The 19,145-nt window shown below is 62.0% G+C and carries 17 protein-coding genes; 12 read left to right on the top strand and 5 right to left on the bottom strand.

Annotation, left to right across the window (positions count from 1 at the left end; all coding sequences use genetic code 11):
* Positions 1 to 389: 389 nt before the first annotated feature.
* Complete coding sequence (locus tag AC0L2K_RS04300; protein WP_473530699.1) at positions 390 to 2,909, bottom strand: caspase family protein; 2,520 nt, start codon at positions 2,907 to 2,909, stop codon at positions 390 to 392.
* 1,254 nt (positions 2,910 to 4,163) lie between these two features.
* Positions 4,164 to 4,433 (bottom strand): hypothetical protein, encoded by a 270-nt coding sequence (locus AC0L2K_RS04295; RefSeq protein WP_287217046.1) that lies wholly within the window; start codon positions 4,431 to 4,433, stop codon positions 4,164 to 4,166.
* 106 nt (positions 4,434 to 4,539) lie between these two features.
* Between AC0L2K_RS04295 and AC0L2K_RS04290 the strand changes: the two genes are divergently transcribed.
* The gene (locus tag AC0L2K_RS04290) at positions 4,540 to 4,779 is read left to right on the top strand and encodes a hypothetical protein (RefSeq protein ID WP_287374509.1); all 240 of its coding nucleotides are present in this window, start codon (positions 4,540 to 4,542) and stop codon (positions 4,777 to 4,779) included.
* 12 nt (positions 4,780 to 4,791) lie between these two features.
* Here AC0L2K_RS04290 and AC0L2K_RS04285 read toward each other — a convergent pair whose 3' ends face one another.
* Both AC0L2K_RS04285 and AC0L2K_RS04280 read right to left on the bottom strand, forming a co-directional pair.
* Entirely contained in the window at positions 4,792 to 5,151 is a 360-nt protein-coding gene (locus AC0L2K_RS04285; protein WP_287258440.1) for a response regulator, read from the bottom strand.
* Positions 5,148 to 8,246, bottom strand: a complete 3,099-nt coding sequence (locus tag AC0L2K_RS04280) for a CheR family methyltransferase (protein ID WP_473530698.1) — start codon at positions 8,244 to 8,246, stop codon at positions 5,148 to 5,150. The genes AC0L2K_RS04285 and AC0L2K_RS04280 overlap by 4 nt, the downstream gene beginning before the upstream one ends.
* 167 nt (positions 8,247 to 8,413) lie before the next feature.
* Between AC0L2K_RS04280 and AC0L2K_RS04275 the strand changes: the two genes are divergently transcribed.
* Together AC0L2K_RS04275 and AC0L2K_RS04270 are read left to right on the top strand one after the other, a co-directional pair.
* Entirely contained in the window at positions 8,414 to 8,611 is a 198-nt protein-coding gene (locus tag AC0L2K_RS04275) for a hypothetical protein (protein ID WP_023801270.1), read from the top strand.
* Between the two features lies 1 nt (position 8,612).
* The gene (locus AC0L2K_RS04270) at positions 8,613 to 9,209 is read left to right on the top strand and encodes a response regulator (protein WP_287050427.1); all 597 of its coding nucleotides are present in this window, start codon (positions 8,613 to 8,615) and stop codon (positions 9,207 to 9,209) included.
* A 116-nt stretch (positions 9,210 to 9,325) separates the two neighbouring features.
* Here AC0L2K_RS04270 and AC0L2K_RS04265 read toward each other — a convergent pair whose 3' ends face one another.
* Positions 9,326 to 9,595: a hypothetical protein gene (locus AC0L2K_RS04265; RefSeq protein WP_027153502.1), complete on the bottom strand. Its 270-nt coding sequence runs from the start codon at positions 9,593 to 9,595 to the stop codon at positions 9,326 to 9,328.
* Between the two features lie 250 nt (positions 9,596 to 9,845).
* Here AC0L2K_RS04265 and AC0L2K_RS04260 point away from each other — a divergent pair, with 250 nt between their 5' ends.
* From AC0L2K_RS04260 to AC0L2K_RS04220, 9 genes are all read left to right on the top strand, one after another.
* Entirely contained in the window at positions 9,846 to 10,952 is a 1,107-nt protein-coding gene (locus tag AC0L2K_RS04260) for an NAD-dependent epimerase/dehydratase family protein (protein WP_287066498.1), read from the top strand.
* Complete coding sequence (locus AC0L2K_RS04255; RefSeq protein ID WP_287066497.1) at positions 10,949 to 12,016, top strand: NAD-dependent epimerase/dehydratase family protein; 1,068 nt, start codon at positions 10,949 to 10,951, stop codon at positions 12,014 to 12,016. Before AC0L2K_RS04260 ends, AC0L2K_RS04255 begins: the two co-directional genes overlap by 4 nt.
* Positions 12,013 to 13,305 (top strand): TIGR04295 family B12-binding domain-containing radical SAM protein, encoded by a 1,293-nt coding sequence (locus AC0L2K_RS04250; RefSeq protein WP_287119929.1) that lies wholly within the window; start codon positions 12,013 to 12,015, stop codon positions 13,303 to 13,305. The genes AC0L2K_RS04255 and AC0L2K_RS04250 overlap by 4 nt, the downstream gene beginning before the upstream one ends.
* A complete protein-coding gene (locus AC0L2K_RS04245; protein ID WP_473530697.1) occupies positions 13,290 to 14,390 on the top strand; it encodes a glycosyltransferase family 4 protein in 1,101 nt (366 codons plus the stop codon). The genes AC0L2K_RS04250 and AC0L2K_RS04245 overlap by 16 nt, the downstream gene beginning before the upstream one ends.
* 2 nt (positions 14,391 to 14,392) lie before the next feature.
* Complete coding sequence (locus tag AC0L2K_RS04240) at positions 14,393 to 15,523, top strand: CgeB family protein (RefSeq protein ID WP_128245351.1); 1,131 nt, start codon at positions 14,393 to 14,395, stop codon at positions 15,521 to 15,523.
* Positions 15,520 to 16,614: a CgeB family protein gene (locus tag AC0L2K_RS04235; RefSeq protein WP_128245350.1), complete on the top strand. Its 1,095-nt coding sequence runs from the start codon at positions 15,520 to 15,522 to the stop codon at positions 16,612 to 16,614. Before AC0L2K_RS04240 ends, AC0L2K_RS04235 begins: the two co-directional genes overlap by 4 nt.
* Positions 16,611 to 17,720 carry a CgeB family protein gene (locus AC0L2K_RS04230; protein ID WP_128245349.1) on the top strand — a complete coding sequence of 370 codons (1,110 nt, stop codon included), beginning with the start codon at positions 16,611 to 16,613 and terminating at the stop codon, positions 17,718 to 17,720. The genes AC0L2K_RS04235 and AC0L2K_RS04230 overlap by 4 nt, the downstream gene beginning before the upstream one ends.
* A 23-nt stretch (positions 17,721 to 17,743) precedes the next feature.
* Positions 17,744 to 18,790 (top strand): UDP-glucuronic acid decarboxylase family protein, encoded by a 1,047-nt coding sequence (locus tag AC0L2K_RS04225; protein ID WP_473530696.1) that lies wholly within the window; start codon positions 17,744 to 17,746, stop codon positions 18,788 to 18,790.
* Between the two features lie 107 nt (positions 18,791 to 18,897).
* The gene (locus AC0L2K_RS04220; RefSeq protein WP_473530695.1) at positions 18,898 to 19,116 is read left to right on the top strand and encodes a hypothetical protein; all 219 of its coding nucleotides are present in this window, start codon (positions 18,898 to 18,900) and stop codon (positions 19,114 to 19,116) included.
* Positions 19,117 to 19,145: the final 29 nt, after the last annotated feature.

Here is a 19,145-nt window from a genome sequence, read left to right as displayed (position 1 = left end):
AAGTGAACCCACTTGGCTGCAGAATGCTCTGAATTAGTTGCCTGGCTTACCTGCAGCCGCCATTCAACGCTATCCTCCCCAGCCGCCTCCTCCTCCGCCGCTCCCTCCCAAAGAAGGAGCAACGATTACGGGAGGTGCGGTAGCAGGCTCGTCCGCGACCGGTTTGACCACTTTCCTGGCGGCCACCGGTTTGGGAGCGGGGTTGACGACCTTCCGCGGCGCCGGGGCTCTGCGAACGACCTTCGGCGCCGGTGCCGGCGTCGCCACCAGCGGCGTCGGCTGAAGGGGCGGCCAGGATGTGCAGCCCATGACCCCCGCCAAGGCTATGGACAGAGTTATCCCGATTGTTGCCTGCTTCAGATTTCTGCCCACCATTGCCTCCTTGTTGATCAGAACAAATCCCGACGCGGATTGGCTTGTTCCCAGACCGCCCTGGCCGCTTTGACCAGTTGCTTGTCGACAGAGCCGCTCAAGGGAATCTTCGACTTGAGTTCCCCACGCAGCTGCTTCAACGCCGCCGCTTTCGGCTTGGCCCCGAATTGCGCCAACGTCGCCCGGGCGTCAGGCAGCTCATTGCGAAGATCGAGCGCAACTGTGAATGCCAGGAAACGCACGGCGACGGCCTGGTCGGCCTTGTCGCCCTTTTGCATCTCGAGAGCCGCGCGGTCGTAGGCGCCGGACTGGTCACCGCGCGAGGTTGCCAGTTCAAACAGACGTTGGGCTTCATCAAGGTTCTGCTCGACGCCAACGCCATCACGGTACATGCGCGCAAGACTGGCCGGCGCATAGGGCTGGCCGAGGTCGATGGCCTTCTGAAAAAGCGCCAGCGCAGCCTTCGGATCCTTTTCGACGCCCCTGCCGCTGAGGTAATTGCGACCGAGCAAGTTCATCGAATACATGTCCTGGCGCTGGACGCCGGCCTCCAGGAAGGCAACCGCGCGGGCCTGATCGGCGGGCACGCCGTTGCGGCCTTCGGTGAAGATCGCCGCGAGATCGTTCATGGCATAGGTGTGCCCCATCGATGCCGCCTTGAGCAGCAGGTCCAGCCCCTTGCCGGTGTCGCTCTCGACGCCGTAGCCATGGAACAGGGCACGGCCCCACGACGTCATCCCGTAGGGATCGCCCTTGTCGGCCGCAGCGGCGTAGAAGGTGTTGGCCTGCTTGCGGTCGACAGCCTGGCCCGTTCCCGTCGCATGGAGGTAGCCGAGTTCGAACACCGCGCGCACATGCCCCCTGTCGGCGGCCTGCTGTATGGCTTTCCTGGCCTGGTCGACCTTGCCGGCTGCAAGCAGCGCGCGGCCCAGTTCATAACGGAAGCGGGCGACATCGGGATACGCCTTCACCGCAGCCTCGCACAGCTTGACCGCGTCGGCGCCGATTTCATTCGGCAGCAGGCCGGGGACCACGCCTTGAAGGTCGAGAGGTTCGCCGGCAGCCAGGTCGCACGGATCGACGCTCGGCGACAGTTTCATTTTGGCGGGTTTGGCTGCTCCGCTGTCCGCCCGAATTTCGAAGGCGATCTCGACCGGTGCGCTGGCGCCGATCTGGGGTTCATAGCGCAGCCCCTCGACTTCGCCGACCGTCAAGCTCGATTCGGGCGACAGGGTCCGATCCGGCAGGGAGAGTGTTCCCGTTGCCGGATAGTTTGTGACTTTCAGGCTGACCGCCGCATCGTCTGTCGGAACGTCGAGGTTCAGGGCAACGGCGCCGACGCCGACCGGAACGTCGACGTCCCGGTTCTCGATCGCCTCGGCCGCACCGGTGACATGAATGCCGCGCTGCAGCACCTGCTGCTTCTGCTCGGCTTCGAGCGAGGCCATCACCTGTTCGCCCTCGGCTCCTTCGCCGCTCTTGACCCGGAACACCAGCATGCCCCTGGCTTCGCCGCCCCAACTGTCGCGTGCGGCATAGGCCAGCATATCCATCTCTTCCGGCTCCCCAGTTCCCTTGGGGACATCCAGTTGCAAACGCGGCAGGTCCTTGCCCTGGATCAGATCTCCGGCCTCGATGACCTTGCCGTCCAGCATCAGGCGTCCCAAGGCGGGTGGTCTTTCGATGCTGACGGTTATCGTCCCGCCATCGACCTGGACCGGTTCCGGGAGGTCCAGATCGATGGGGCCTGCCCCGGACAGCACGACTTTCTCCAAAACCGGCGGCAGCGATGGGCGGCTGATGCGACGCATCAGAACGACTTCGTCGATCAGCGAAGAATTCTCCCAGGGAACCTGCAGGCCCTTGGTAGCCTCAACCACATCCCGGCGGACGGCCGACATGACCGTGCGGATCTCCTGGTTCGGGGCGAGCGCGCGACGAGAAAACGCCGATGAAAAAGGACTGAGGTCGCCGGCGCCGTCATAGGCGACCGCGCCGGGTTCGGTGGCGAAAGCAATTAGTGTGTTCAGTGAGCTTCTTACTTGCGCAAGGCCGGTGCCGCTGGCGGTAAGAAGCTGGTCTCTGAGCCAATAGTCCTTGCGAGGGAATGGATTGTTGCGGCAGGCATCGAGGATGATCACCTGGATCTTCGATTTCGAACGCATCTGCTGCAGCACATCGTTCAGCTTGATTGCCTGGACCTCGACGTCCGCCGCATCTTTCAACGAGGCATCGACAGGGATCAGGAAATTTTCGCCGCCGATCTGAAAGCCGTGGCCGGAATAGTAAACGACAGCCACATCTGCGCCGTCCACGGCGGCAAGATAGTTGCGGAACTGATTTTCAAATTGCAGCTTCGTAAGATTGCTCGCGACGAAAACATCAAAACCAGCCGCTCGAAACGTGTTGGACACGTCCACCACATCCTTGGCCGGGTTCTTGAGGGCCGAGATTTCCTGGTAATCGGAGTTGCCGATTACAAAGGCGACCCTTCGTTCGACTGCAGAAGCGTCGAAAGTCGCGACGCTTGCGAGCATCAAGGCCGCAACGAATCCGCAACGTCGGAGCATGGCAAATCCCTTAACCGTCATTACCTGGCGACCACAAGAACACAGCTTGCAGTGCCAAAGGTCCGTTAGAGAGCATGCTATCTGCCGAGACAGAAAAGAGAGAAAAGCCGTCGCGACAGCGGTATATTCCTCACTTGATCGATCCCTAAATTACATCAGAGGCCGAGTGTCCGCAATGATCGTCAATCGGATTCTCGACCCGGCTATTTTCCGTGGTCGATACGGTCCCCTCGGGCCGCGCGCGGCCGGCATAGCCTTGACTTGCGCATGCATCACGCGTCAGGGCGCCTGAGGTTTTCCACTGCTAATGTCGGCCTGCCCCTGATTTTTCCTAGCCACCATTTCCGCGACTCAATTAGCGTCTGCTTATGGAGCATCGGCACGCCATTCGACGGAACAAGGAAGGGCTTTGGGAGGTCTACGATATAGACGACGATAGGGTGGTCTTCGCAGAAGGGGTGGCTCTGACAGATTTGCTGGATGAGGAGGCGCTCGACGCCCTGGAGTTGCTAAAGGGTGGATTCCTGGTTCCGAGCAGCGCTCCCAAGGCCAGTTGACACTTCCCCAAGGGATACGCCGAGGCGCCGCGAGATGGGGCTGAAGGCGGATCGCCGACACGCAAAAGCGCCGCCGCCTGGCGGGCTCCTGGATGCGTTCGCTCGTAGAGATCTATTTTCGGCCACGTCGCAGCCGCGATACAGACGGCGTGGATCAATTTGCGAGGCTCAGCGCGCCGCAGCGTGGTAAAACGAAAAATTCTCCTTCGTTTGGTTGATGCCGGAACAGTGCTTCGTCCGTAAGTTCGTGCTATATATTAGCAGGAGCTGTTATGAGGTTTTTGCCGGTTCAGGAGCCTACCAACACATGGGCCGTGTTCGACACGACGGTGGATGTGCCGGCGCACTTCGCTGGTATTTGCCTTATCGGCTTGCCGCGGGAGCGGGCAGAGTGGCTCGCAGCAAGGGCCAACCAAGATGCGTTGGCAAGAAGCAGCAGGATCGGTCGGCTCTCGTCTCCGGAGACTGAGCACGCCGTGCTGCCGATACGCAAATGCCAGAAATCGCTTACATCAGCAGGAGGGGTTTCAACGACGGGGGAAGAGGCCGCGGCGTTGGCAGCCGGGTACCAGCAGCCACCGTAAGTCCGATATCACCAGCGATACAGCCATTGGTTCTGGGCAAGACCATCCAGCTTGCCCGGTTCCTGCCGGAAAGATCGCGGTTATTGCTGATCCGGCATCTCGGTATTCTCTTGGGGGTTCTTTTCGATGCCCGCGGCAGGCGAGGTGTCGGCCGGGGCGTTCCCACCCTGGTTTTGCTCCTGGGCTCTTTCGAGTGGCGAGGTGCGCCAGCCCATATCGGCATACAAAAAGCCGATGAGAAAGCCGACGATGATGATCGCTGCTATCACCAGCGAAAGTATGGCGTTACGTCGCTCCATGTCCGGCTCCTTCCTGCGAGCCGAACAGCCAGTATCGAAAATGGTTCCCATCCAGCGGCAGGTCGTGGAACTTCGCACCGTGCCGGCGGTTGACACGCAGGGCTGCGAGCGGTGAACGAAGCCTCCGTTGTTTCCGTCGCAGCAGGAAGGAGACACCATGGCCAACAAGAAAACCGCATCGAAACCGGCAATCCGGCAGGCAAATGCCGCTGGCTTGCGACGTCCAAGGCGGGATGCTGACGATACGGATGCCGGAGCCAGGCCACCGACGCCGAAAAGCGCGGGAGCCTCGAAGCCCTCGACCGCTCCGCTGGACAATCCGGTGGCCAACCGCAATGCCGGCCGGCCGCGCCAGCAAGGCGCCACGCCGCGACCGACCGAAAAGCCGCTGGACTGAAGGGCAAACGAGCTAGGACGTCGGGACCAATTCCGCCAAGGCTCTGAGAATGGTCGCCTGATCTGCCGGCTTGCGAACAAATCTAGCGTTGGCGAACGCGGATGGAACATCGCGCGGCCCAAAGCCGGTCAGGCACGCGAACGGAATATGGCGGGTTTTTAGTTCTTCTGCGATCGCCAGGCTCGTTTCGCCATGCAGTTGAACATCCAGCAGCGCCACGTCGACAGGATTTTCGCCGATAAGACGAAGGGCCGCCGCCACCGAAGGGGCCGGGCCGATCACCTGATGTCCCGAATCGCGCAGACAAGCAGCGATGTCCTCGGCGATGAGCCATTCATCCTCGACCACCAGAACGCGCAGCGGGTCGGTCACGGCGTCTCCTTGCGCAGCATCGGGAATGTGATCTGGACCTCAAGACCGTCACGGTTGAAGGTGGTCTCGACTTTTCCGCCAAGCCGGTAGCCGATCTCACCCTGCAGCAGGGAAAGTCCGAAGCCGCTGACTTCAGGTTTTCTGACCGGCGGCCCGTGTCGCTCGCACCAGGTGAGCGTGAAAACATCGCCGTCGCCAGACCATTTCAGCACGACCCTGCCCTCGGGCGTCGCCAGCGCGCCATATTTGGCGGCGTTGGTCGCCAGTTCATGAATGACCATGCTAAGGGAAAGGCTCTGTTGCGGGCTAAGCTTCACTTCAGCGCCGTCAAGTTTGAACCGGTCAATGCTGAAAGGCTCGAGCTCCTGATGCAGCAGTTCGTTGATCGAAGCTTCTTTCCAGCGCTCCTTCGACAGCAGACCGTAAGCCCGCGACATGGCGTGCAGGCGACCGATCAGCGCTTCGGCGAACTCTTCCTTCGATTCCGAACTTTCACGGGTGCGGTTGGCGATGCTGGCGACCACCGCCAGCATGTTCTTGACGCGGTGGTTCAGCTCCGAAATGAGCACCCGGTTTTGCTCTTCCGTCTCGGCCAATGTGGTGACATCGACCAGCGTGACCACGACGCCCTGGATCCTGTCGTCCTTGTCGCGATATGGATTGATGCGAACCATATAAAACCGGCCCTGGTTGTCGCGCGCCAGATGATGGTTCAGGGTCTCTCCGGTTTCGAAGACGGCATCGATATGCGGTTTCAGCTCGGGATAGTCGAGCTGGCTCGAAAGCTCGGTCAGCGGCCGGCCGACGTCGGAGGGACGCAGGCTGAAGAAGGACGAGGCCGGCGGAGTAAAGGTCCGCACCACCAGATTGCGATCGAGGAAAATGGTTGCGATCTTCGTGCTCTCGAACAGATTGCGCAAATCGCTGTTGGCGCGATCGAGCTCCTCTATCTTGTTGGTCAGTTCCGAATTGATGGTGTTGAGTTCCTCGTTGAGCGACTGCATCTCCTCCTTCGAGGCCTCGAGCTCCTCATTGGTCGACTGCGCCTCCTCGTTGACGGAGACCAGTTCCTCGTTCGAGGATTTCACTTCTTCCAGTGCGGTTTCGTACTCCTCGATCGTCGATTGCAGTCGCTCCCGCGTTTCGCGCAGCTCCCGCTCGAGATCGGCAGTGCCTTCGCTGCTACGGTTTTCGGGCCCAACATCGGACCGCGCCTGCACCGGCCCCGTCGGTTCGAACAGGACGAGATAAAGCCGTTCGCCCTTGCCGCGTTCCGCCAGGGGCTCGACAGTGAGTTTGATCGACAGGGCCTGTTCGTCGTCCTCGTCAACGACGACATTTTCCCGCACGACTGTGCGGCGCGTCGTGGCGGCTTCCCGCAATGCCGCGCGCAGGTCGAGCCTTATCCCGGAGCGGGCCAAAGTCAGCACCTGCCGGCTCGGAATGCCTTGCGGCGCTTCGAGATATCGGCCGGTCCGCGCCGAATAGTAGACGACGTCACCGTCGCCATTCACCACGACATGCGGCGGCGCGAAACGCTCCAGCACCTGTGCCTCGACCGCCTGTCGAAGCGGATAGCTGGCGGTTCGCTTGTTCGGCCCCGTTCCTTCAGGCAGGAAGGCGCCTGAACGGCCATCGCCGATCAGCATCGGCAGCCTAATGTGTGGCGAGGCATGTTCCCGCGCCTGAAAAATGCGCTGCTTCTTGTCGACGGTGGCGAAGAGGTTGTCGTGCTGGCCGACGCTTTCGGACGTGCCGAGGAAAAGATAACCGCCCGGCTTCAGCGCGTAGTGGAAGATCGGAATCACCCGGTTCTGGATGTCCGAGCCGAAATAGATCAGCAGGTTGCGGCATGAAACCATGTCCATGCGTGAAAACGGCGGGTCGCGGACGACGCTGTGAGGGGAAAAGACGCACAGCTCCCGGACCTCGTTGGCAAGCACGTTGCTCTCGCCGTCGCTGCTGAAAAAACGCTGCCTGCGCTCGGGCGAGACGCCCTGCAGCAATGCCGCCGGGTAACGCGCCGCGCGCGCCACCGCAAGCGCGGGCTCATCGATGTCGGTCGCAAATATCTGGACGCGCGGCACAACCGAAAGCGTCTCCATGTGTTCGCGCAACAGCATGCCGATCGAGAACACCTCCTCGCCGGTGGCGCAGCCAGGCACCCAGATCCTGACGGCGTCGCTGGCGGTCTTGCCCTCGAACAGCTGCGGTACGACCTTCTCCTCGAGCAGCTTGAACGCGTCGGGATCACGGAAAAAATCGGTGACGTTGATCAAAAGGTCACGAAAAAGGTTCGCCACCTCGCGAGGGTCCTTCTTCAGCCATTCAACATACTCTTCAATGGAATCAAGCTGTCCGATTTGCATGCGCCGCTTGATGCGCCGCAGGAATGTCTTGGTCTTATAGCCTGAGAAATCGTGGCCGGATTGGCCCTGCAGAATGCCGTAGATCTCGTCGCGGAGCCGACCCAGTTCTGCCGTCTCGTGCTCGCCGTCTCCGGCAACGCCGTTCAGCATGTCGAAGCTGCGGGCGAACCCCTCGAGCTTCGCGCCGATCTCCTCCGCCGGCGCCGCAATGTCGATCAGCCCGCTGGAGATCGCACTTTTCGGCATGTCCGGGTTGCGCGGACCGTAGCCGTCGGGAGCCTGGGCGACCGTCAGTCCGCCACGCTCCTTGATCGCCTTGGCGCCAAGCGTGCCATCGGAATCGCCGCCCGACAAAATGACGCCAACCGCATATTCGCCCTGATCCTCCGCCAACGCGCTAAAAAAGATATCGATCGGCTTGCGCTCGCGGCTGAGCACGTTGGATGGCCGCAGGTGCAGCACTCCCCGCTCGATCGTGAGAACGACGTTTTGCGGCATCACATAGACGTGGTCGGACAGGATAGTGGTGCTGTCCTCGACGACGACAACCGGGAGTTGCGTGTAACGTCCGACGACCTCATGAAGCAGGCTTTCGCGCTCGGGGCTGAGATGGGTGACGATGACGAACGCCATGCCGGGCTGGCCGGTGATGCCTTTGAACAGGCCCTCCATTGCAGGAATGCCGCCGGCCGACGCGCCGACGCCCACAATTGGAAATCTCTTCACCTGAGATGTCACCGCAAGCCCTCGGTTGAACAGCCTAGACGACAAGGCCGCCAAATCGACCCAAAGCCCACTACCGGGCTGAACGCAACGCCCAGCATATAACGTGCGCGAGGGCCGGAACAAGTCCGTGCAGACGGCGTTAAAGTCGGGATTATTGTGGAACTCCAATGTCAAAGCGCACACCTGAGCTGAAGCTGACAAGACGAGCGTCGTTGCGCTTCGAGGATCTGCTGAGTTTGCCGGGAAACGAATCCATTCCGCCGCGCATGCTTGTTTTGGCGAAGCGATTGCAGGCAGCCTTGCAGGAACATTCCGAACAGGCCCGTGCGGACACTTGCAAATCCCGCTCGAAGAAAGGGCGATGAGGTGCGCGATCTCCGAGGAGTGCGCATCCTGATAGTCGAAGACGATTGGGTATTGGCCGGCGATCTTGCAAGATATTTCGGCAATATGGGCGCGGTCGTCCTTGGCCCTGCGGCGACCGTCGAACACGCCTCCATGCATACCGAGGTGGCTGAGGCCGCGATCCTCGACGTCAATCTTAACGGCCGGCGGGTGTTTCCGATCGCCGACGAACTGATGCGCCGCGGCGTTCCCTTTGTCTTTTTCAGCGGTGACGAGGACATCGTCATTCCCGAACGTCTCCGCCACGCCAGCAATCTTCGAAAATCGTCGGATAGCTACGCCGTCTTCGACGCCTTGTTCCCTCCGGAAAAATCCGCCCTTGCCGGTCGCCCTGCCGTGAACTTGTCGGACAACGTGTTTTCACTTCTGCCGAAGCTCAGGCTCGCGGCGCGGCTGCTTCTGGGCGACGTCGGTGCTTCCGATCGGCTGGTCGAGCGAACACTGGAGCGCGCCATCGGTGAGATCGACAGGCGGCGGCCCGGTGTATCGACCGAAGACTGGCTGAACGGCATCATGCGAAACATTGCCGGATCGGGCGGAACCAGCCTGCTGCACTGAGATTGGTTTTCTAACAGTCTGAAAAGTAGGCAAAAACAGCCATCTATAGTTAAGTCCTCTATCAGAACGCGAGGCGCGCCTAAGAGCTACCCGACAGCGCTGAGTTAGCAGCTTCCTCAGCCGTTCTTGCGGTCGATGAATTTGTTGAACCGGCTGTTTTTTCCGGAGCCGGTTTCGTCCTGGTAAAGGAAAGTCAAATCGTTCTCGTCGAAAATCCGGAAGAACTCATCCCATTCGATGGGTTCGAGCTTCTCCTCGGGCTCGCCAAAATCGATCCGCAAGATGCCGCCCTCGCCCCTGGTTCGTACAACCGCCGGTCGGCCACCACGATCTTCGGCCCATTGGCGGATCTCGTCATGATTGGTGGTTGTCTTCGATTCAGACATTGGAACCTCCTTTGATCCAGACCTTGCAGGCGTGTGGCCTTCCTGGCTTGCGCCCACGGGCCGCCCACGGACCGGATGAGCGCCCCTAACACCAAAGAAGCTGCAATGTTCCAGCGCATCGCCCAAGGCTCGTTCGCCATGCGTTCACCTCAGGTTGCAGCCTCGCCAAAACCATCTTTGTTGAAGCAGAGGGAACAAACCTTTTGCCAAACAGTTCGGGGCGCCAAGGCCAACTGCGTAAGGAGTTGTCGTGAAACGCATACTGGTTACAGGAGGGTGCGGTTTCATCGGCCGCCACGTCGTCCAGGAACTCGTTGAACATGGTTATGCCGTCTGCATTCTCGATGCGCTGCTGGAACAGGTGCACGGCAGCGAGGCGATCAGCCTGCCGGCAGGAGCCGAACTGATCAAAGGCGACGTTCGCGATCGCGCCGCCGTCGCCGAGGCGCTGCAGGGCGTCGACGCCACCGTTCATCTCGCCGCCGAGGTCGGCGTCGGCCAGTCCATGTACGAGATCGCCCGCTATGTCGGCGCCAACGACCTCGGCACCGCCACCCTGCTCGAGGCACTGATCAAGCATCCGGTCGAGAGGATCGTCGTCGCCTCCTCGATGAGCGTCTACGGCGAGGGTCTCTATGCCACGCCAGGCGGTCGGCGCGTCGACAATGCACGGCGGCAGGCCAGCGACGTCAAGAGCGGCCAATGGAATCCGCTGTCGGCGGCGGATGAAAGCCTGTCGCCGCTGCCGACAGACGAGGAAAAGCCGGTCGACCTCGCCTCGATCTATGCGCTGACGAAATATGCCCAGGAGCGCGCCGTGCTGATCTTCGGCGATGCCTATGGCGTCGATGCGGTGGCGCTGCGCCTGTTCAACGTGTTCGGCGCCGGACAGGCGCTGTCAAATCCTTACACCGGCGTTCTGGCGAATTTCGCTTCACGCCTCGCTAACGGCCAGCGGCCGATGATTTTCGAAGATGGCGAGCAGAAACGCGATTTCGTGCATGTGCGTGACGTCGCCCGCGCGTTCCGCCTGGCGCTGGAACAACGCCAGGCGCGCGGCCACGTCATCAACATCGGCAGCGGACGGGCCTATGCGATCAGCGAGGTCGCCCGGCTGCTCGCCGACGCCATGGGTGTGCCGGACCATCGGCCTGAAATTCTCGGCAAGGCGCGCGCCGGCGATATCCGCAATTGCTTCGCCGACATCTCGAAGGCGCGCGAACTGCTCGGTTTCGAGCCGCAGCACCGGCTGGAGGAGTCACTCGACGAGTTCGTCGCATGGGTGCGCAACACGGTCGCCATCGACCGCGGCGCCGACATGAAACGGGAACTCGAAGAGCGGGGACTGGTATCATGAGGCCGGACGGTTTTCGTGAAGCGCCGGTTGCCATCGTCGGCGGCAGCGGCTTCATCGGCTCGAACCTCGCCGACAGCCTGTTGTCGGATGGGGTGCCGGTGCTGGTCATCGACAATCTCAGCCGCCCGGGCGTCGACCAGAACCTGGCTTGGCTGACGCAGAAGCACGGCAATCAACTTGCCGTGGAAACCGCTGATGTCCGGGACGAAGACGTGCTGGCGCCGCTTTTGGCGCATGCCAGGGCGATATTCCATCTCGCCGCGCAAACCGCCGTCACCACGAGCCTGGCCCAGCCAAGCGAAGATTTCGACATCAATCTGCGCGGGACCTTCAACGTTTTGGAAGCGGCTCGCCGCAGCGGCAGACGCATTCCCGTGATCTTCGCCAGCACCAACAAGGTCTATGGCGGCCTGCCCGACGTCACAGTGCGCGAAGAGGACGATCGGTGCGTGCCCTGCGATGCCGGCATCCGCGCCAACGGCATAGACGAGGCCTGCGGCCTGGATTTCTGCACCCCCTATGGCTGCTCCAAAGGCGCGGCCGACCAATATGTGCTCGATTATGCCAAGTCGTACGATCTGCCGACCGCGGTCCTGCGTATGAGCTGCATCTACGGGCCGCGCCAGTTCGGCACGGAGGACCAGGGCTGGGTCGCCCATTTTCTGCTCAGCGCGCTTTCCGGCCGGCCGATCACGATCTACGGCAACGGCAAGCAGGTGCGCGATATCCTTCATGTCAGCGACGCCGTTGCGGCCTATCGCGGGGTACTTGCCCGGATCGACGACATCAAGGGCCAGGCATTCAATCTCGGTGGCGGACCGGGCAACGCCGTCAGCCTGCGCATGCTGATCGAGGAGATCGGCGAGCTGACCGGGCGGAACCTCGCGATCCGCTACGACCGGGAACGCACCGGCGACCAACCTTTCTTTGTCGCCGATACCCGCAAGTTAGAAGCGACGCTCGACTGGAAAGCGCATGTCTCCTGGCGCGACGGCGTCCGCGATCTCGCCGACTGGCTCCAGCGTCATCGCCTCGAGCCTGAACCAGCGAGGTACGTGGCATGAAAGTCGCCCTGGTCAATCCGTTCTGGACCTACGAAGACAGCATCTATTTCGGCTGCCGCCAGCCACATCTGCCGCTGGAATTGGGCTACTCGAAAGCCTCGCTGGAGGCCGACGGCCATCAGGTGCTGATGCTGGACGGGCAAATCCAGAAGCTCGACAACGCGGCACTTGCCGATCGCGTCGCCGCTTTCGCACCGGCCATGACCGTCGTCAGCACGGCGCCGACCTATTTGTTTTGGCGCTGCGCGCCGCCCGAGCTGCGTGTACCAGCCGACTTCCTCAACCGCCTCGCCCGGCGGGGCGGCCGCACAGTGGCTGTCGGGCCGCACGGCTCGGCGACGCCGGCGCCGACGCTGCGCAAGCTGGGCGTCGATGTCGTCGTGCGCGGCGAATGCGAAGAGGTCGTCGCAGAACTCGCCCGCCGTCACGATTGGAGCGCCGTGCCACACACCGCCCACCTCGACGAGGGAAAACTTGTCGGCAGCGGCGGCGTTCACGCCAGTTCGTTTGTCGATCATCCGCCGCTCAGCTGGCCGTCCGATTGGATTGCCGCGCATTTGCACCATCACCACCGGTTCGACGACGATCAGGTTGGTTTCGGAGCGGAGGTCGAGGCGTCTCGCGGCTGCCCCTACAATTGCAGCTTCTGCGCCAAGATCGATTTCCGCGACGCCTACCGCCGCAGGAACCACGATGCGATCACCGCGGAAATCGATCGGCTCATCGGGCAAGGCGTCGGATACATCTATTTTATCGACGAGATCTTCCTGCCGCAGAAGGCGCTGCTGGAGGCGCTGGTCGATCGCGACGTCAAGTTCGGCGTGCAGACCCGCATCGATCTTTGGAAGCCGGAGCTCCTCGAACTGCTGGGTGCCGCCGGCTGCGTTTCGATCGAAGCCGGCCTCGAAAGCCTGACGGTGGAAGGCCGGGCCATGCTGGCAAAGCGTTGCCGGCTGGGCACCGAGGAACTGGCCGCCTTGCTGGTCAATGCACGACGTCACGTCCCGTTCGTCCAAGCCAATCTGATCGGCGTCGTCGAGGACGATCCGGCTCTGGTCGATCATTGGCGCAAGCACCTCATTGACCGCGGCGTGTGGGCCAACGAGCCGGTGCCGCTCTATCCCTATCCCAGTTCGCCCAGCTATCGCGAGCTTTGGGGCGAGCCCGACGATCTCGCCTGGGAGCGCGCCCACGAGCATTACCTGGCCTCTTTCCGGACGTTCAGCGACATCCAGGAGAAGCGCCCGCGAGCGCTGGCCGATTTGGAGGCGACATGTTGCAGTCACTGATCCGCCGCCCGCGGCGAATCCTGATGACCGTCGATGCCGTCGGCGGCGTCTGGCGCTACGCGCTCGATCTGGCGCGGGAGTTGGCTCATGGCGGCGACAGCATCGTGCTCGCCGGGCTAGGCCCGGAACCGTCCGAAGAGCAGGCGAAGGAGGCACAGGCTTTCGCTGATTTGGCGTGGCTCAAGACACCGCCGGACTGGATGACCCGCAATGAGGACGATCTGGAAATGTTGCCGCAGGAACTGCGCGCGCTTGTTGGCGATCACGCGATCGACCTCGTCCATCTCAATGCGCCGACACAGGCCGTTGGACTTGATCTGCCCTGCCCGGTCGTGACGGTCTCGCACTCATGCGTCGTGACCTGGCTCCACGCGGTCAGGGGACAGGCTGTGGACGGCGAATGGGCATGGCAGAAGGACCGCAACAGACGCGGTTTCGATGGGGCCAATGCGGTAATCGCGCCCAGCCGCAGCCATGCCGGCATGCTCGAGGCCTGCTACGGGCCGATCGCCGGCCTGAGCGTTGTCAGCAACGGCACACGGCCGGGTCCAAAGGCAGAGCGACGCGAACCGGTGGTTGTCGCCGCCGCGCGCTGGTGGGACGAAGGAAAGAACGCAGCTACGCTGGACCAGGCAGCAGCGCTGACGAAATGGCCAGTCTTCGCTGCCGGGCCGATCGAGGTCGGCGATGGCCAACGCGTCAGTTTCAGCAATGTCGTTGCTCTGGGCTCGGTCTGCCACGACGAGGTGCGTCGCTTGATGGCGCGGGCCGGCATCTTCGTATCGCCCTCCATTTATGAACCATTTGGCCTTGCCGCACTGGAGGCAGCGACGTCGGCGACACCTTTGGTGCTTGCCGACATCCCGACCTATCGCGAATTGTGGAATGGCGCGGCTTTGTTCTACGACGTCCACGATCCAGGCGATCTCGCCAGACGTGTCGATTGTCTCTCTGACGACGCCCAGTACAGGCGCCGGCTCGGCGACGCCGCCGCACTCCGAGCCCGCAGGTTTTCACCAGCAAGGCAAGCGGCGGCCATGCACGACATCTACGATCGGGCCGCCCTGGCCGTTGCGGAACGCTGACAATGCGGTTCCTGTTCTATACCCATTCGGTCGTTTCCGACTGGAACCACGGCAACGCACATTTCCTGCGCGGCATCATGCGGGAGCTTGTTGCACGCGGGCACCAGGCGATCGCGCTGGAGCCAGCAGACGGCTGGAGCCGTTCGAACCTGCTGGCAGAGAAAGGGCCCTACGCGGTCGAGCGCTTCAGAAAAGATTTTCCGGAGCTGATGTCGGTGACCTACGACGCGTCCTTCGACCATGAAGGCTGGATTGCCGACGCCGATGTGGTGATCGTCCACGAATGGACCGACCCGGACCTTGTCGCGCGCATCGGCAGGGCCAGGGCGAATGGAGGCGGTTTCACGCTTCTGTTCCATGACACCCACCATCGCGCCGTCTCGGCGACGCAGGCGATCTCGGCTCTGCGGCTGGAGCAATATGACGGCGTGCTGGCTTTCGGCGAGGCGTTGCGGCAAAGCTATTTGCGCGCCGGCTGGGGCAAACGTGCTTTCACCTGGCACGAGGCGGCGGATGAGCGCCTGTTCAAGCCTCACCCGGAGATCGACCCGACTGCCGATCTGATCTGGATCGGCAACTGGGGCGATGATGAGCGCAGTGCCGAAATCAAGGAATTCCTGATCGATCCAGTCGAAGAACTTGGCCTGCGTGGCACTGTTCATGGCGTGCGCTATCCACGCGAAGCGCTCGCCGATCTTGCCGCCGCCGGCCTGAGTTACGAAGGCTGGATTGCCAATGCCGACGTGCCCAAGGCATTCGCGGCCCACCGCGTTACCGTCCACATCCCGCGGCGCCCATATCGGGAGACCCTGCCCGGCATCCCGACGATCCGCATGTTCGAGGCGCTCGCCTGTGGCATCCCGCTCGTTTCGGCGCCTTGGGCCGATGTCGAACAACTCTTCAGGCCAGGCATCGACTTTCTTTTCGCGCGCGACGGTTCCGAGATGTGCCGCCATCTTCGCGACGTGCTGGACGATGCTGGCCTGGCCGCCTCTCTGGTGAGATCCGGCCTCGAAACCATCGGGAGGCGACACACTTGCCGGCACCGGGCGGACGAGCTGTTCGACGTGCTCGCCGAATGCGGCAACCGCCAAGCCATCGATCGCATCGCCAAAGAGGAGACAGTCGCATGAAGATTGCATTTTATGGATCGAGCCTGCTGTCGTCCTATTGGAACGGCGCGGCGACTTATTACCGCGGATTGCTGAAGGCTCTTTCTCAACTTGGCTACGAGATCACGTTCTATGAACCGGACGTCTACGACCGGCAGAAGAACCGCGATATCGAGGCACCGGACTGGTGCAACGTCGTCATCTACGAGGCGACCCCGCATGCACTGATGCAGGTGGCAGCAAGCGCCGGCAAAGCCGACATCGTCGTCAAGGCGAGTGGAGTGGGCTTCGAGGACGAGGCGCTGCTGCGCGCCGTGCTCGACCACGCCCGTACGGATGCGCTTACAGTGTTCTGGGATGTCGATGCACCGGCCACTCTTGGCCAATTGCGCGACGAGCCGGATCACCCGCTGCACCACGCTTTGCGGGAGATCGACCTTGTCCTCACCTATGGCGGCGGCGACCCGGTCGTCTGGGCCTATCGTGCGCTGGGGGCTGCCGAATGCGTGCCGATCTACAACGCCCTCGATCCCGAAACGCACCATCCGGTCGCGAAGGACAAGCGTTTCGCCTGCGACCTCGCCTTTCTCGGCAACCGCCTGCCGGACCGTGAAGCACGCGTCGAAGCCTTCTTCCTCGATCCGGCCAACCGTTCGGGCGATCAGCGTTTCCTGCTCGGCGGATCTGGTTGGGGTGACAAGCAGCTGCCGGCAAATGTCGCATGGCTCGGCCACGTCGGGACGCGGGACCACAATGCGTTCAACGTCACCCCCAAGGCGGTGCTGAACATCAGCCGCGACAGCATGGCCGCCAACGGCTTTTCGCCTGCCACGCGCGTCTTCGAGGCTGCCGGTGCCGGCGCATGCCTCATCACCGATGCCTGGCTCGGCGTCGAATTGTTCCTGGCCCCCGGGGAAGAGATCCTGGTGGCGCGCGATGGTAATGATGTCACTGAGATCTTGCGCACCCTCACCCCCCAGCGGGCAAGGGCGATCGGCGCATCTGCGCTTCGGCGTGTTCTCGCCGAGCATACCTATGCGTTAAGGGCCGCTGTCGCCGACGCTGTCTTCAGGCGTCATTTCGAGCGCCCCACCGTGGAGGCAGCGGAATGACCCAGCGGCTCGACATCGTCTTTCTTGGCCTGTCGTTGTCCTCTTCATGGGGAAACGGCCATGCCACGACCTTTAGGGGGTTGCTGAAGGGCCTGCACGAGCTCGGCCATCGCGTCACCTTCCTGGAGCGCGACGTGCCGTGGTATGCGAACCATCGCGATCTGCGCGACCCGGATTTCTGCACGTTGCGCTACTACGAAACGACGAACGATCTTCGTCGGACCTATGCCGGCTGTCTGCAACAGGCCGATGTCGTGGTGGTCGGGTCGTTCGTTCCGGAGGGGCGAGCCGTCATTGACATCGTCGCGTCCCTGTGCACGGGCCAGTTCTGCTTCTACGACATCGACACGCCGGTCACGCTGGCCAAGCTCGCCGCGCATGATTGCGATTATCTATGCCGGCGGCAGATCCCGTATTTCGACGTCTATTTCTCGTTCACCGGCGGGCCAACACTCGCCCGATTGGCGGCGGACTTCGGTGCACGGTGCGCCGAGCCGCTCTACTGCTCCGTCGACCCGGAGCGGCATCGCCGAACGGCCGATCCGATCCGCTGGGACCTTGGCTATCTCGGCACTTACAGCTCGGACCGGCAGGCGACGCTGGATGCTCTCCTGCTCGAACCGGCAAGACGCATGCCGGACCGTCGCTTCGTCGTGGCCGGCTCGCAATTCCCGTCCGAGACCGTCTGGCCAAGCAACGTCGATCGCATCGAGCACCTGCCGCCGGCGGACCACGCCTCGTTCTACAGCCGCCAGCGCTATACGTTGAACGTCACGCGCAGCTCCATGATAGCGGCTGGGTGGTCTCCCAGCGTACGCCTCTTCGAGGCGGCTGCCTGTGGCACAGCGATCATCAGCGATCGCTGGACCGGTCTGGACAGCTTCTTTCCGACAGCCACGATCAACACGGCGGGCCAAGCCGAAGACGTGATCGATATCCTGTCCAGCCAATCCGACCGCGTCAGGCTTGCTTTGGCCAAGCGAGCGCGTGCAACGATCCTGGCGGCACATACAAGCGCCGCGAGAGCCCGCGAATTCGTTTCGCTGCTGGCGCGGCCAAGATCGGCACGTCCAGCGCTCGATCTGAACATCGAAAGTGCAGCATGACTGGTAGACAGGAGAAAATAGAGATGCGGCAATCAAAAAGGACACAACGGACCAGAACGGCGCTTGTCGCCGGCGGCGCGGGTTTCCTCGGTTCGCATCTTTGCGAGACACTGCTTCAGGCCGGGTGCCGTGTGATCTGTGTCGACAATTTTCTTACCGGTCGGATGGAAAACATCGTCTCGATGCTGGACAGTCCTCGTTTCCGGCTAATCGAGCAGGATATTTGCCGACCATTGGACCTTGCTGAGCCGGTCGACCGCATTTTCAACCTGGCGTGCGCCGCATCGCCGCCGCGCTACCAGGCTGACCCGATTCACACCACGCGGACCTGCGTGATCGGAACCCTCAATCTGCTTGAGCTTGCCGCCCGAAACAATGCGCGCCTCCTGCAGGCATCGACAAGCGAAGTGTATGGCGATCCGGAACAGCACCCGCAAACGGAAGACTATGTAGGTCACGTGAACTGCACCGGTCCTCGTGCCTGCTATGACGAGGGCAAGCGAACCGCCGAAACCTTGTGCTTCGACTATTTGAGAACCGAAACGGCCGACATCCGGGTCGCGCGCATCTTCAACACCTATGGTCCGCGGATGGATCCCGCCGACGGCCGGATTGTCTCGAACCTGGTGATGCAGGCGCTCGAAAAGAGGCCACTGACGATTTTCGGCGACGGGCTGCAGACCAGGTCGTTCTGCTACGTCTCCGATCTGGTCGACGGTCTGGTCCGCCTCATGGATCTCGATCCCAATCCGCGCCAACCGGTCAATTTGGGCAATCCTGGGGAATTCACCGTTCTCCAACTGGCCGGATTGGTGAGAGATTTGACCCATAGCAACTCGGTCTTCAAATTCCTCCCACTGCCGCAAGACGACCCTCGCCGGCGGCAACCGGACATTTCCCGTGCAAAAGCCCTTCTCGACTGGTCGCCAAAGGTGCCGCTCAAGCAAGGCCTGATGCAAACGATCAGCTATTTTACGGAGCTCGAAGCCAGCCGCAACGAGGATCAAATTTCCCCAATTGCGACAAGCGTGAGGTCCGCTTCAGGCCGACTGCAAAACCTGCCGGCCTGAGGTCAGGGAGAGCTGCCGCCCGCGGGCATGATCATGGTGAGACGGTGACCCTGCCAACAGGCGCTTTCACTTTTTCTCATTATGGGAACATCCGGTCGAGCTCGCCGTTGGGCGAAGATATCGGCGTGGAGGACAGACCCATGCATCGAAAACGATCCGCCAAGGACATCGAGCAAATGGCCGAAAGGGAGACAGCTGCCTTTCTGAAACGTGCCTCGATCACCTACCTCGAATGCTGTGTGAGCCTGATGATGACGCACCTCGAGCTCGAGGAAGTGGCCACCATCCTGGAAAAAGAAGCGGATATGCTGCGCAGGCTCGACTGAGGCTTGCGGCGCTGAGGCGTGGATCGGCT

The organism is Mesorhizobium sp. WSM4817 (genome assembly GCF_055811135.1).
This window is presented reverse-complemented; position numbering and strand designations above follow the sequence as displayed.